Source organism: Micromonospora sp. WMMB235 (assembly GCF_001855515.1).
Lineage (GTDB): Bacteria > Actinomycetota > Actinomycetes > Mycobacteriales > Micromonosporaceae > Micromonospora > Micromonospora aurantiaca.
Map to the genome: position 1 here is coordinate 1,602,092 of NZ_MDRX01000001.1, position 13,180 is coordinate 1,615,271.

General features: G+C 75.8%; 8 protein-coding genes (1 of these 8 only partly in view). 1 reads left to right on the forward strand and 7 read right to left on the reverse strand.

The window, feature by feature from the left end; genetic code table 11:
* From BFV98_RS06985 to BFV98_RS07015, 7 genes are all read right to left on the reverse strand, one after another.
* Positions 1 to 1,485, reverse strand: the 5' portion of a protein-coding gene (locus tag BFV98_RS06985; protein WP_071095486.1) for a polyketide synthase. Its footprint begins 165 nt before the window's first position; only the first 1,485 of its 1,650 coding nucleotides appear in the window; it begins with the start codon at positions 1,483 to 1,485; the stop codon falls past the left edge of the window.
* On the reverse strand, positions 1,482 to 3,845 hold the full coding sequence (locus BFV98_RS06990; RefSeq protein ID WP_071095487.1) for a non-ribosomal peptide synthetase: 2,364 nt from the start codon (positions 3,843 to 3,845) through the stop codon (positions 1,482 to 1,484). The genes BFV98_RS06985 and BFV98_RS06990 overlap by 4 nt, the downstream gene beginning before the upstream one ends.
* Positions 3,842 to 5,197: a DUF6002 family protein gene (locus BFV98_RS06995; protein WP_071095489.1), complete on the reverse strand. Its 1,356-nt coding sequence runs from the start codon at positions 5,195 to 5,197 to the stop codon at positions 3,842 to 3,844. Before BFV98_RS06995 ends, BFV98_RS06990 begins: the two co-directional genes overlap by 4 nt.
* Entirely contained in the window at positions 5,194 to 6,345 is a 1,152-nt protein-coding gene (locus BFV98_RS07000; RefSeq protein ID WP_071095491.1) for a potassium transporter TrkA, read from the reverse strand. Before BFV98_RS07000 ends, BFV98_RS06995 begins: the two co-directional genes overlap by 4 nt.
* Positions 6,326 to 8,953 carry an amino acid adenylation domain-containing protein gene (locus BFV98_RS07005; protein ID WP_071095499.1) on the reverse strand — a complete coding sequence of 876 codons (2,628 nt, stop codon included), beginning with the start codon at positions 8,951 to 8,953 and terminating at the stop codon, positions 6,326 to 6,328. The genes BFV98_RS07000 and BFV98_RS07005 overlap by 20 nt, the downstream gene beginning before the upstream one ends.
* Complete coding sequence (locus BFV98_RS07010; protein WP_071098781.1) at positions 8,950 to 9,963, reverse strand: class I SAM-dependent methyltransferase; 1,014 nt, start codon at positions 9,961 to 9,963, stop codon at positions 8,950 to 8,952. Before BFV98_RS07010 ends, BFV98_RS07005 begins: the two co-directional genes overlap by 4 nt.
* 161 nt (positions 9,964 to 10,124) lie before the next feature.
* Entirely contained in the window at positions 10,125 to 10,889 is a 765-nt protein-coding gene (locus BFV98_RS07015) for a thioesterase II family protein (RefSeq protein WP_255368039.1), read from the reverse strand.
* Positions 10,890 to 10,970: 81 nt separating this feature from the next.
* Here BFV98_RS07015 and BFV98_RS07020 point away from each other — a divergent pair, with 81 nt between their 5' ends.
* Entirely contained in the window at positions 10,971 to 13,121 is a 2,151-nt protein-coding gene (locus BFV98_RS07020; RefSeq protein ID WP_071095503.1) for a hypothetical protein, read from the forward strand.
* Positions 13,122 to 13,180: the final 59 nt, after the last annotated feature.

A 13,180-nucleotide genomic window follows, 5' to 3' on the forward strand; every position in this document is an offset into this window, starting at 1 on the left:
CGCCTCCCCGGCGTCGGCGCAGGCGACCGCGTCCCGGTACGCCAGCCGCCGCCGTCCCACCGCGAGCGTGTGCGCCACGTCGGCCACCGCCAGGTCGCCGTCGGCCAGCCGGACGGCCAGCCGACGGGCCAGTTCCCGCAGCGCCGCCGGGCTGCCTGCGGACAGCCCCAGCACCACCGGGCCGGGTGCCCCGGCGTCCGGCTCGTCCGTCGCGGGCGCGGGTTCGACGAGTACGTGCGCGTTGGTGCCGCCGAGACCGAACGAGCTGACACCTGCGCGCCGCTCCCCGGCCCACGGCCGGGTCTGCGCGTCCACCTCGGCGCCCGCGGCGGCCAGGTCGATGTCGTCGTGCGCGGCGGTGAAGTGCGCGGTACCCGGCACCTGCCCGGTGCGGACCGCGTACACGGCCTTGATCAGGGAGATCACGCCCGCCGCGGCGTCCAGGTTGCCGAGGTTGCCCTTCACCGAGCCGAGCAGCAGCGGGGCGCGGGCGCTCCGGCGTACCCGGGCCAGCGCGTCCACCTCGATCGCGTCGCCCACCGGCGTGCCGGTGCCGTGGCCCTCCAGGTAGCCCACGTCGGCCGCGTCCCAGCCGACCGACGCCAGCGCCTCCGCCATCACCGCCGCCTGGCCGGACACGCCCGGCACTGTGAATCCGGGCCGGTCGGCGCCGTCGTTGTTCACCGCCCACCCGGCGAGCACGGCGTACACGTGGTCGCCGTCGGCGCGGGCGTCGGCGAGCCGCTTCAGCACCACCGCCCCGGCGCCGTTGCCGAACACCTGCCCGGTGGCGGCGGCGTCGTACGGGCGGCACACCCCGTCGGCGGCCAGCAGCCCGCCCGGCCGCAGCCGGTACCCGGCCTGCCGGGTGGACACCACCGCCGCGCCGCCCGCTATCGCCACGTCGCAGCGGTAGTCCAGCAGGCTCTGCCCGGCCTGGCACACCGCGACGAGCGAGGTCGAGCAGGCGGTCTGGACCGCCACGGCCGGGCCGGACAGCCCCAGCGCGAACGCGGTCCGCGTCGGCAGGTAGTCGCAGCCGGACCCGGTCAGCGCGTCGTCCCAGTCCTCGGCGAGCGTGCCCGCCGCCGGTGCCAGCGCGGGGTTGCCGAGCAGGTGGTGGTGCAGGTAGCGGTTGGGCGCGCATCCGGCGAACACGCCGATCTGGGCCGGGTCGCGGTCCGGGTCGATCCCGGCGTCCTCCAGGGCGTGCCAGGCGACCTCCAGGAACAGCCGGTGCTGCGGGTCGAGCAGCGCCGCCGCCGCGGCGGGATAGCCGAACAGGTCCGCGTCGAAACCCTCCAGGTCGTCGAGCCGGCCGAACGCCGGTACCCAGTCCGGTCCGCCCGGCGCGCCCTCGCCGGCCGGGGTCCGGCGCACCGAGTCCACCCCGGACAGCAGGTTGCGCCACAGCGCCGGCGCGTCGTCCGCGCCGGGTACCCGGCAGGACAGGCCCACCACCGCGATCCGGTCGTCCTCGCTCACGCCCGTCCCTCCCCGCCGCCGGCGGCCCGCGCGGCGGCGCGGCGGGCCATCCGGCGTCCGACCGCGGTCAGCCGGCCGTCCTCCGGTACGCCCGAAGCGTCCCCGGCCGTCTCCAGGTACGCGGCCAGCGCCGCCACCGTCGGGAACTCCACCAGCCGGGCCAGCGGCACCCGGCGGCCGAGGTGTTCCTCCAGGTACCCCTGCACCAGGGCGAGCTGGAGCGAGTGCCCGCCCGCCTCGAAGAAGTTCACCAGGCGGTCCACTGCGGGCAGTCCGAGCACCGCGCACCAGCCTGCGGCGATGGTCTGCTCGACCGGCCCGGCCGGCGGTCCCCCGGCGGCCGGGCGTCCGGCGGCCGGCTGCCCCGCGTGCGGCCCTCCGACGTCCGGGCGGCCGGCGTCCGGGTCGGGCAGGGCGGCCTGGTCGAGCTTGCCGGTCGGGCCGATCGGCAACTCCGGCACCGCCACCACCGCCCGGGGCACCATGAAGTCCGGCAGCACAGCGGCCAGCCGTTCCCGCAGCGCTCCCGGCTCGACGACCGTCCCGGCGGCGCCGACCACGTACGCGACGATCTCCTGCTCGCCCGCGCCGGACGCACCCCGCCGCGCCACCACCGCCGCGTGGGCCACCCTCGGCAGCGCCGCCAGGCAGGCCTCGATCTCGCCCAGCTCCACCCGGTAGCCGCGGATCTTCACCATCCGGTCGCCGCGGCCCAGGTAGACGAGCATGCCGTCGGGCAGCCGCCGCGCGATGTCACCGGTCCGGTACGCGCGCACCCCGTCCTGCTCGGTGAACCGGGCCGCGGTCAGCTCCGGCAGGCCCAGATATCCGAGCGCGACGTGCGGGGTGCGCACGACCACCTCGCCGGTGAGGCAGGCCGGGCGTCCGGCCGGGTCGGTCAGCACCACCTCGACGCCCGGCAACGGATGCCCGATCGGCACGACTGCGCGCCCCGGGTCGGCGTCCGGCGGCAGGTGGTGCTGCGCGGCGAAGCTGATCTCGGTGGTGCCGTACCCGTTGACGAACACCACGCCCGGCGCGAACGACCGCCGGGCCAGCGTCACGTCGTGCCGGGTGACCTCCTCGCCGCCGAGGACGACCGCGCGGACCGACGGCAGCCGCCCGTGCTCTCCGAGGCTCGCCACCACGTACCGGAAGACGGTCGGGGTGGAGTGGTAGACGGTGACGCCCCGGTCGGCGAGCGCGCCGGTGAGGTGGCCGAGGCCGTGCGTGCGGACGTCGACCGGGACGGCGGCGGCGCCGGACAGCAGCGCGCTGAACGTGTCGGTGACGGCCATGTCGTAGCCGAACGAGGTGAGCACGCTCGTGCGGTCGTCCGGCCGGACGGCGAAGTTGCGCACGTGGTTGCGGACGCCGAACAGCACGTTGCGGTGGCTCTGCACCACGCCCTTCGGCTTCCCGGTGGACCCGGAGGTGTAGAGCACGTACGCCGGGTCGTCCGGGCGCGCGGGCCCGGACGGCACCGGCACGCCGGGTTCGCCCCGGCGCAACGACACGACAGGCAGCTCCAGCCCGGCGTCGGCCGCGAGCGCGGCGGCCCGCCCTTCGTGGCCGGGGTCCGCGACGATCGCCCGGACGCCTGCGTCGCGCAGCATCGCGGCCAGGCGGGCCGCCGGGTACGCCGGGTCCAGCGGCACGTACGGCGACCCCGACGCCAGCGCCGCCAGGATGCCGGTGATCGTGGCGACGCCGTGGCGGCACAGCACCGCCACCGGCGCCGTGACGTCACCCGGCCCGGCCAGCGCTTCGGCGGTCGCGGCGACTGCCGCGCCGAGTTCCCGGTAGGTCACAGTCGCGTCGTCGGCGAGCACCGCCGGCCGTTCCGGGTACGCCCGCACCGCCGCGGCGAACGCGGCCGGGATGGTGTCGCCGCGTACCCGATCGGCCTCGGTGCCGTCACCGCCGTGCAGCCGCCAGAGGTCCGGCGCCGGACGCCGCTCGTACCGAGCCGACGGCAGCACCCCCGCCGACGAGGCGTCCGGGTCCAGCGTGGACAGGAACTCGGCCAGGTCGGCGCGGAGGTCGTCGGCGTACGCGGCGGGCAGCCCGGACACGGTGACGCCGGCCAGGTCGGCGCTCACCTCGACGGTGGCGTCGACCGGTTGGTCCGGCGGCGCCGGGCACAGCGAGCGGCACAACTCCCGGATCGGCGCGTCGGCGGTCAGGTCGAGCGTCACCGGGTCGTCGCCGTGCCGCAGCGTCACCACAGGGGATCCGGTGTACCGGCGTACCACCAGGGCCGTGGCGGTGAGGACGACGGCGGCCGGGTCGACGCCCGCGGCCTGCGCCCGGGCGGCGAGCCGCGGCGGCGGGCCGAGCGGCTGCGGGGACGGGCTCACCGCTGGTCCAGGACGGCGGCGACCACGTCGGCGAGCGTGGACACCTCGGCGTCGGGCTCGGCGATCCGGAAGTCGTCGCAGTAGCTGCCGGTGCCGTGCACCACGATCTCGTGCCCGGCCGGCACCAGGCCCCGGTCGACGGCGTTGCAGACGCCGGTCAGCGCCATCAGGATCGACCACTCCCGCAGCCGGGCCGGGTCCTCGGGCAGCGTCAGGCCGGCGTCGGCGAGCCACTGCCGGGCGACCGGGTAGCGCCGGACGCACTCGCGCCGCGACACCACGATGCCGTCGCCGCCGTGCCGCCGCACGAGCGCGTTCATGGCCGGGGAGGTCACCGGGCGGTGGGTGTAGAACGTCGGGTCGAGCACCTCGGCCGGGTCGTCGGTGACGGCCGGGAAGCGCAGGTCGGCGTCCTGCGTCCAGACGCCCCGGCTCTCGTCGAGCGTGTACGCCGGGCGGTGGTCCCGCTCGAACGAGCCGTGGCGCAGGTTGAGCACCATGTCCGGCGTGCCGAGATGCTGCACGAGCAGGAAACCGGGCCGGGCGGCCGGGTCGGCGTCGCCGGTCGCCTCCAGCACGTCGCGGCCCAGGTTGTAGCCGAGCAGGCCGAACGCGCTGGACACGGCGTGCGCGTGCCAGCGGGAACCGGTGGCCGGCGACACGTCGGCCTCGAACGCGGCCCGGGCGGCGTCGGCGACCAGGTAGTTGCGCAGGTCGAGGGTGTACCAGAGGGTGACGCCGTGCTTGTCGTACGCGGTTGCGGCGTACTCGTCGACGAACGCGCGGCCGAGCGCCTTCACGCCCTCCGGGTCCGCGCCGGTGTACCGCAGCAGCGGGTTGACCGCACGGGTCGCGGGATCGGCGGCGAGCGCGTCGTGGCGGAACTTGTGCCGGGTCGCCGCCGGGGCCAGCACCACGATGGACAGCTGCTCCGGGGTCACCAGCCCGGCCGCGTACGCGCGGGCCACCGAGTCACGCAGCGCCACGCCCTTGTTGCCGGAGGTCGGGGTGACGATGCACAGCCGCTCGCCGGTACGCCGGATGTGCTCCACCGCGCGGGCGACGATCACCATCGAGGCGAACGTCTTCGTGGTCCGGGTGCCCGGGTTGGCGGTCAGGTCGAGCATCGTCAGGTCGTGCCCGCCGTAGTGGCCCAGCGGGGACCAGCTGACCGTGGCGGCGGCGTAGAACTCGCGTACCGCGAGGGTCAGCTCGGGCAGGTCGAAGCCGGGCGCGAAGCCGGGCGTGCCGGGCGCGTCGCCGGGGACCGCGCCGCACCGGCGCACCGCCGACGCGATGACGTCGTAGTAGTCGGTGATCATGTTGCGGGTGGCCGGGGTGGTCACGGTCATCGGGCTTCCTCCAACACACTCCGGGCCGGCGCCGGCGGCACCGTTCGCAGATGGTCACGCAGGGCGGTGAACCGGCAGGCGATCTCGGGCAGCTCGCTCGCGTGCCAGCCGCCGGCCAGGTCCGGCCGGTACGCCGCCAGCGCCGCCCGGGCGCGCTCCGGGTAGCGGACGTGGCCGCCGCCGACCTCGACGCCGTCGCGGCGCCCGGCGGCGGTGTTCCAGGCGACCGCCTGCGCCACCGGCAGCTCGGCCGGCAGCCGCAGCTCGGTCCGGCCGCCGGTGAGCCGAACCGGATAGCCGCCCGGCAGTCCCAGCGGGCCGGGCAGGCTCGCCGTCACCTCGTCACCGGCGGCGAGCGCCGCCACCAGCGCGGCCCCGGCGTGCCCGGCGAGCGCGTTCAGCTCCGGCCGGGGCAGCGCGCGGTAGCCAGCGAGCAGCCCGGTGACGTCCGGGACGGGCCGACCGTCCAGCCAGGCGCGTACCTCGGCGGTGTCCTCGTCGTCCGGGCCGGGCGCGGCGAGGTGGGCGTGGTGGCCGAGCACCGCCAGCCGGCGCTGGCCGGGACGGCCGAGCGCGGCGTCCAGGCACGCGGCGAGCGTCGCCACGTTGCCGATGCCGCAGCGCACCGGCAGGTCCAGCGCGGCGAGCAGCGGGTTGACCGCGTCCGGGAACGCGCCGTTGACGAGCGTGGCGCCGGGCGCGCCGCCGGCCAGCGCGGCGGCCAGCCGGGACACCAGTTCGGCCTGCAACGCCAGCGTCACCCCGAAGCCGGCCGCGGCGATCAGGTCCGTCCAGGCCGACGGCGCCGCCGCCCGCTCGTACGGCGACTGCGCGGACGCGGCGCAGACCAGCACGTCGGGCCGGAGCCGGGCCATCGAGGCGGCGTCGGCGGCGTACCCCTCCCCCGGGCCGGCGCCGGGTTCGGCGGTGAACGGCCGGGCGGTGACGGCGACGGGGGTTCCGGCGACTGTGGCGCGCACCCGCGCGGCGCGGGCGAGCGCGTGCGCCGCGTCCGGGTCGCGGGCCAGGACCGTCACGCGCAGCGGCGCCGGGGTGGGCGTCGCGGCCAGGGCGTGGCACAGCGAGCGGGCCAGCCGGCCGGCGCCCACCACGACGACGTGCCGCGCGTCAGCGGACCGGGCTGACATCGCGTCCCGCCTCCGTGACCCGGTCGACCCAGTCGGCGAACGACCCGGCGCGCAGACAGCTCGCCGGGGACACCTCCAGCCCGGCCATCTCCCGTACCCGCAGCGCCATCCGCAGCGCGGTCAGCGAGTGCCCGCCGAGCGCGACGAACGTGTCGTCGTCGTGCACCGCGTCGACGCCGAGCGTGGCCCGCCACGCCTCGCGCAACCGGTCGGTGAGGGCGCCGCCGCCGGGTTCCGCAGCAGGCCCGGTGGGCCGGGGCGGTGGCGGTGGCAGCTCCAGCCGTGCGACCTTGCCGTTGGGCAGGCGGGGCAGCCGGTCGACCAGGACGATCTGGTCCGGGCGCATCGCGGGCGGCAGCGCCGAGGCCAGGTAGCCCTGGAGCAGCCCGGTGGTCAGCAGGTGGTCGGCGGGCTCGTCCCGGGGCGTCGCCGCGGGTGGCGGGTCCTGCGGCCGTACGGCGTAGACGTAGCTGACGTCGGCGTCCGCGCCGACGTTCCAGTCGCCGATGTCGTGCACCTCGAACCCGGCAGCGCACAGCAGCTCGCGCACCCGCGGGGTGGTCACGCTGCTGCGCTCGACCTCCAGGCAGACCTGGCGGATGCGGGGCCAGTGCTCGGGGCGCAGCCCGCGCAGCACGCTCAGCTCGGCACCCTCGGTGTTGATCTTCAGCAGGTCGACGCGGTCCAGCCCGAAGCGGTCCAGCAGGTCCGACAGCGTCACAGTCGGCACCACGTGCGCCACCGGGGCGAGGCGGCGGCGGGCGTCCGCGAGGAGCGCTGCCTGTTCGGTCTCGTCGGCGTCGCCGCCGCCGTGGCGGTAGTGCGACCGGACCAGGTCGGAGGCGGCGCCGGCCCGGTCGGCGCCGAGGCCGGACAGGTAGCTCAGCTCGGGGAACGAGGTCAGCTCGGCGGTGCCCGCCGCGTCGGTCACGGCGGCCTCGACGACCGACGCGGACCCGGCGTAGAGGCCGAGGTTGGCGCGCAGGTACGGCAACGTGTCCGGGTTCGGTTCGACCGCCACCAGCCGCACGTCGCGCGCCTGCCGGGACGCCCAGAGCGAGAACAGGCCGATGTTGGCGCCGACGTCGAGGACCACGGCGCCGTCGCCGACGCGGACGCCGAAACGGGCGTACTCGGCCTGGTCGAAGATCTGCCGGTAGAGGAAGACCGCCTCGTCCGGCGACGCCGCCGTGACCGCCATGCCGTTCGGAAGCGGGAACCGCGGCAGCCCGCCGGCCGCCGGGGCCTGCCGGGGCTGCGGCACCACGTACCCGACCAGGCGTGGGCCGTCCTCGGCGTCGGGGACTGTCACCACCACCGCGTCGTGCACTGCCGGATGCTCGCGCAGCACGGCTGCCACCTCGCCCGGCTCCACCCGGACCCCCCGGATCTTGACCTGGTCGTCGGCCCGGCCGCGGAACTCCAGGAAGCCCTGCGGCGCGATCCGCACCAGGTCACCGGTGCGGTAGAGCCGCGCGCCCGGCCGCGCCGGATCGGGACGGAAGCGCTCCGCCGTCCGCTCGTCGTCGCGCAGGTAGCCGAGCCCGACCGCGACCCCGCCGATCCACAGCTCGCCGGTCCCGCCCTCGGGCACCGGGCGCAGGTCGTCGTCGAGCACGTGGGCGGTGACGCCGTCGATGATCCGGCCGATCGGGGCGATGCTGCCCGCGTACGGCTCGGCGCAGTCCCAGTAGGACACGTTGATCGAGGTCTCGCTCGGGCCGTACCCGTTGAACAGCCCGCACGGCAGCAGCTCGCGCAGCCGCCGGACCAGCCGCATGTCCAGCGCCTCGCCGCCGCACAGCACCCGCCGCAGCGTGACGCAGCCGGCGAACTCCGGCTCGTCGAGCACGTGCCGCAACATGGTCGGTACGAAGTGCGCGGTGGTGACCGCCTCCCGCTGGATCAGCCGGACCAGCCCGAGGCTGTCGAACTGCAGGCCCGGCCCGGCGACGACCACGGCGCCGCCCGCGATCAGCGGCGAGAGGATCTCGTGCACCGACGCGTCGAAACCGATCGACGCCTTGTGCAGCACCCGGTCGTCGGCGGTGAACCCGAACCGGTCGTGGCCCCAGGCCAGCCGGTTGACCAGCCCGGCGTGGTGCAGCACGACGCCCTTCGGCCGGCCGGTGGAGCCGGAGGTGAACAGCACGAGTGCGGCGTGCTCACCCGGCGGCAGCCAGCCGATGCGATCGGTCAGGTCGGCCGGCGACCCGGCCCGCGCGGTACGCACGTCCCGCCACCCGGTGGACGCGGGCGCGGCGACGGCGGGCGGACGGTCGGCGTACAGGACGAGCCGGGGCGCGGCCGCCGTGAGCATCTGCTCGGCCCGGCCGGAGGGCAGCTCGGGGTCGATCGGGACCGCCACCGCGCCCACCGCGAGCGTCGCCAGCAACGCTGTCACGTAGTCGGCGGACCGGTGCAGGTACAGGCCCACCAGGTCACCCGGCCGCACGCGGGCGCGGCGCAGCAGGTCGGCCGTCGCGCCGACCCGCTCCCACAACGCGGTGTAGCTCAGCTCGCCGTCCGGGCCGACGATCGCGGGCCGGTCGCCGTCGGCGCCGGCGGGCCGGTGCACCAGGTCGGTCAGGTAGCGCGGGCCGGTCACGGCGCTACCTGCGTCCTCGTCGCGACCGCGACGATCGCCATCCGGGGCACCTCGGCCACGAACTGCCCGTCGGCCCGGTAGACCAGCGGACGGGCCGGCACGTCGTCGCGGCCGATCCCGGCCAGGTAGCCGGTGTGGTCGAAGTGGCGGGTCAGCAGCTGCCACACCTCGTCGTCGGTGAGCGTCGCGAAGTAGTCGCGCACGCCGTACATGTCGCCGACGTAGTCGCGCATGCCCGCGGAGGCGGACTCGGCGCTGTCGGCGCGCACGATCAGCGGGTCGTACAGGTCGACGACGCGTACCGGCAGCCCGGCCGCGGTGAACAGGCCGGTCAGCTCGGCGCGGCTGAAGTGCCGGTAGTCGTGGCCGCCGGCGGCGTGCGGGTGCACCACCTCGCCGAAGAACCCGGCCATCGGGCTGGACTCGTCGAAGTCGTGCAGCACGATCCGGCCGCCGGGGCGGACCACCCGGGCCGCCTCCGCCACCGCCTGCGGCCGCCGGGCCGCCGGGATGTGGTGCGTGCCGTACGCCAGCAGCACCGCGTCCACGCCGGCGTCGCGCAGGAACAGGAAGTGCGCGGCCTGGCGGACGGCGGGCAGGCCGTGGGCCAGCGCCTTGTCGACCATGTGGCCGGACAGGTCGCCGGTGATGAACGCCAGTTTGGACTCGAAGCAGGCGGACTGGCTGCTCGCGGCGCGGGCCACTGTGCCGTCGCCGCCGAGCACGTCGAGGATGAGCGTGACCGGGGCGGCGGCGTCCGGGGTGGCGAGGTCCAGCAGCCGCCGCATGCCGGTCCAGCGGACGAGCGTGTCCCGCTGCGCCCGGCGATAGGAATCGCCCCGGCCGGTGGAGTCGGTGTCGAACTCGCTGACCGTGCCGGCCAGTTCCGCGAGGGCCTCGTCCGCGCCGGGGCGGCCAAAGTCGAGCAGCTCGCGCAGTTGCGGGTGGAGGGTCGCCACGGTGTGCAGGTAATCGCGCAGGACCAGGGACGGAAGGTACGGCCGGCTCATGAACACCTCGGCGCACGCGACAGTATGCCGCCTCGTCAGCGACGTCCCTTCGGCGAACGGATGGCGAACTTTAACACCGCTTCTCGGCCGTTCACCAGGTCGAATACCGGACATTGTGGAAGGTTCGGTACGGGTACGAGTCCTTACCCGTTCTTTGTCGCCTATTCCGCCACAGGGGTGTGACTGGCGACGACGTGTCGCATTAGGTCGATGATTTCCGGCAGATGGTCGGTAAGGAAGAAATGCCCGCCGGGAAACACGTGCCATCGCGGCTCGGTGACACATTCCCGGGCCCACCCTGCGGCCCGGTCCCGGTCCACGTGCTCGTCCCCGTCGCCGAGCAGCACGTGCACCGGCACCTCCAGCGGCGGCTCCGGACGGTAGGCGTACCGCTCGGACAGCGCGAAGTCGGCGCGTACCCCGGGCAGGATCAGCTCCATCAGGTCGCGGTCGGCCAGCAGCGCGGCCGGCGTGGCCCCGAAGTCGCGCAGCGCCTCGATCAGACCGGCGTCGTCGAGGTCGTGCACGCGCCGCCGCACCAGCCGGGTCTGCGGCGCCTCCGCGCCGCCGACCAGCAACGCCAGCGGCGCGGGCGCGCCCCGGCGGCGCAGCTCCCGGGTCACCTCGAACGCCACCAGCGCCCCCAGGCTGTGGCCGAACAGCAGGAACGGCCCGGACGCCCGCTCGGCGACGGCTGCCGCCAGCGCGTCCACCAGCTCCGCGAGGTCGTCCACGGGTGGCTCGTGCAGCCGGGCGCCCCGGCCCGGCATCAGCGCGACCTGCACCGACAGCTCCGGCGCGGCCAGTTCCTGCCACTGCGCGAAGGAGGCGGCGACGCCACCGGCGTACGGGAAGACGAACACCTGGGCGTCGCCGGTCGAGGACCCGGCCGGCCCGAACCAGCGGCTCGCACTCACCTGGGACATGGCCAGGAGCATAGGGCCGGAACACTCCCGGCTCGACGGACGGGCCTGTGTGGACAGCCGGCCGGCTGGCACACTACCGGGATGCGACGGGGGGTCTGGTCGGTGCTGGCGATGCTCGTCGCGGCCGGGCTCGGCGCGTCGGTCGCCTGGCTGCCGAACGCCACCGACCGGCAGCTCACCCTGCTGCAGTCGATCCTCGCCGTCCTGGCGGCCGGCGGGCCGATCCTGGGCTGGCTGTGGCGGCGCAACCACCGGGGCGCACGCCGTCCCGGCCCCGAGGCGCAGCGGGCGGCCGACGAGCTGGCCGCCGCCGTCCTCGCGCAGTGGAGCCGCGCGGCGACCGAGCGCGGGCTGTGGGCGCCGGTTCCGATCCGGGTCCACTGGCGGTGGTCGGACCGGCCGGTCACCGGGCCGGTGGACGCCGCCGCGACCGAGGGCGACCTGGTCCGGTTCCCGCCCCTGCCGGCCGTCCCGCCGGTGCGGGCGGCCGACCTCGCCCACGGCGACCTGCACGACCTGTTCCGGGTGTACGCGGGCCTGGGCTCCGGCCGCCTCCTGCTGCTCGGCCGGCCCGGGGCGGGCAAGTCGGCAGCGGTCGTCCTGCTGCTGATCGACGCGCTGGAGCACCGGCAGCGCCTGCCGGAGCAGGAACGCGCACGGGTACCCGTGCCGGTGCTGCTGACCGTGTCCGGCTGGGATCCACGCCGGCAACCGGTCGCCGACTGGCTGGCCGCCCGGCTGGCCGCCGATCACGATGTCCTCGGCGGGCTCGAACCGGCCCGCCGGCTCGTCACGGGCGGGCACGTGGCGCTCTTCCTGGACGGGCTGGACGAACTGCCGCCGGACCTGCGACCGGTCGCCCTGCGCGCGCTCGACGTCCAGACCACGTTCCGGCTGGTGGTGACGACCCGCAGCCGCGAGCTGGTGGAGGCGGTGGCCGCCGCCCGGCACCTCTCCGGCGCCGCCGCCCTGGAGCTGGAACCGCTGACCGGCGCGGACATCGCCGCGTACGTCACCCGGAGCCGGACCCAGCCGTTGCCGCCGGGGTGGCAGCGGCTGGTGGACGAGGTGCGCGACCGGCCTGAGAGTCCCGTCGCGCAGGCTCTGCGCAGCCCGCTGATGCTGAGCCTGTTCCGGGACACGGTGACCACCGACGACGATGCCGCGGAGCTGCTCGACAGCTACCACAGCCGGGAGGCGGTGGAGGACGCCCTGCTCGACCGGGTGCTTCCCGCGGCGTACGCCGTCCAGCCCGGCGTACCGGAGCCGCGCTACACGGCTGCGCGGGCGGCCCGCTGGCTCGGTCACCTCGCCCACCTGATGAACCGGGCGGGCAGCCGCGATCTGGTGTGGTGGCACCTGGCGTCGTTCACCTCCTGGGACCTGTACGCGGTCACGACGGTGCTCGTCACCGGTCTCGGCGCCGGACTGAGCGCGGGGTTGCTCGCCGGGCCGGCGTTCGGCGTCCTGGCCGGGCTGGCGTTCGGGCTGGTGCTCACGTTCACCGCCAAGCTGTCCCGGGACGTGCTGATCGGCCGGCGTCCGCTGCGGCTCCGCCGGATCAGATGGAGCCGGGTCGTCAGCCGTCAGCGGATGGAGAGCGTGCTCGGCGCCGGGCTCACCGGTGCGTTGTTCCTGGGCTTCTTCGGGCTCCTCGTCGCCGCGTGCGCCGATGTCACAGGCATCGGGTCCGGCCGGGCCTTCCCGGTCTTCCTCGCCTTCACCGCGACCGGTTTTCTCGGTTGCCTCTCCCTGGGCCTGTACCTGGCGATGGCCGGCTCGGCGGACGAGGACGACCCGGTGTCGTCGCGGCTGTCCTGGCGGCGGGACCTGTGGTCCGCGGTGGGCGGCGGCCTCTGGCTCGGGTCCGTGCTCGGTGTCCTGGGTGGCCTGGTGGGGCGGCTCGCCGGGTCGGCGGAAGGTGGCATCGCCTGTGGCATCGTCGGCGGCTTCCTGCTCGGCGTGACGTCCTCGCAGACCTGGCGCGCCCTGCTCGTCATGGTCGAGCTGCGCCGTACCGGGGTGGCGCCGCTGCGGCTGCTCCGGTTCCTCGACGACGCGCACCGCCGGTCGGTGCTGCGCACGGTGGGGCCGGTCTACCAGTTCCGGCACGCCCGTCTGCAGGACCGCCTGGCGACCACCGCCGGTGCTACGGTGGACCGGAGTGATCCAGTGGCGATCAGGCAGGCAGGGAGAGCAGACATGGCGGGTGACGACGACATCTCCGGGTGAGACCGGACATGTGACCGACCGCAGGCGAGCGCCGTGGTCGTGTCGTCGTACCCCGAGAC

Bases quoted from the DNA above. Each gene is read 5' to 3' on its own strand.
- BFV98_RS06995 (WP_071095489.1), bottom strand. From the start codon at position 5,197: ATGACCGTGACCACCCCGGCCACCCGCAACATGATCACCGACTACTAC.
- BFV98_RS07020 (WP_071095503.1), top strand. From the start codon at position 10,971: ATGCGACGGGGGGTCTGGTCGGTGCTGGCGATGCTCGTCGCGGCCGGG.
- BFV98_RS07010 (WP_071098781.1), bottom strand. From the start codon at position 9,963: ATGAGCCGGCCGTACCTTCCGTCCCTGGTCCTGCGCGATTACCTGCAC.
- BFV98_RS07000 (WP_071095491.1), bottom strand. From the start codon at position 6,345: ATGTCAGCCCGGTCCGCTGACGCGCGGCACGTCGTCGTGGTGGGCGCC.
- BFV98_RS07015 (WP_255368039.1), bottom strand. From the start codon at position 10,889: ATGTCCCAGGTGAGTGCGAGCCGCTGGTTCGGGCCGGCCGGGTCCTCG.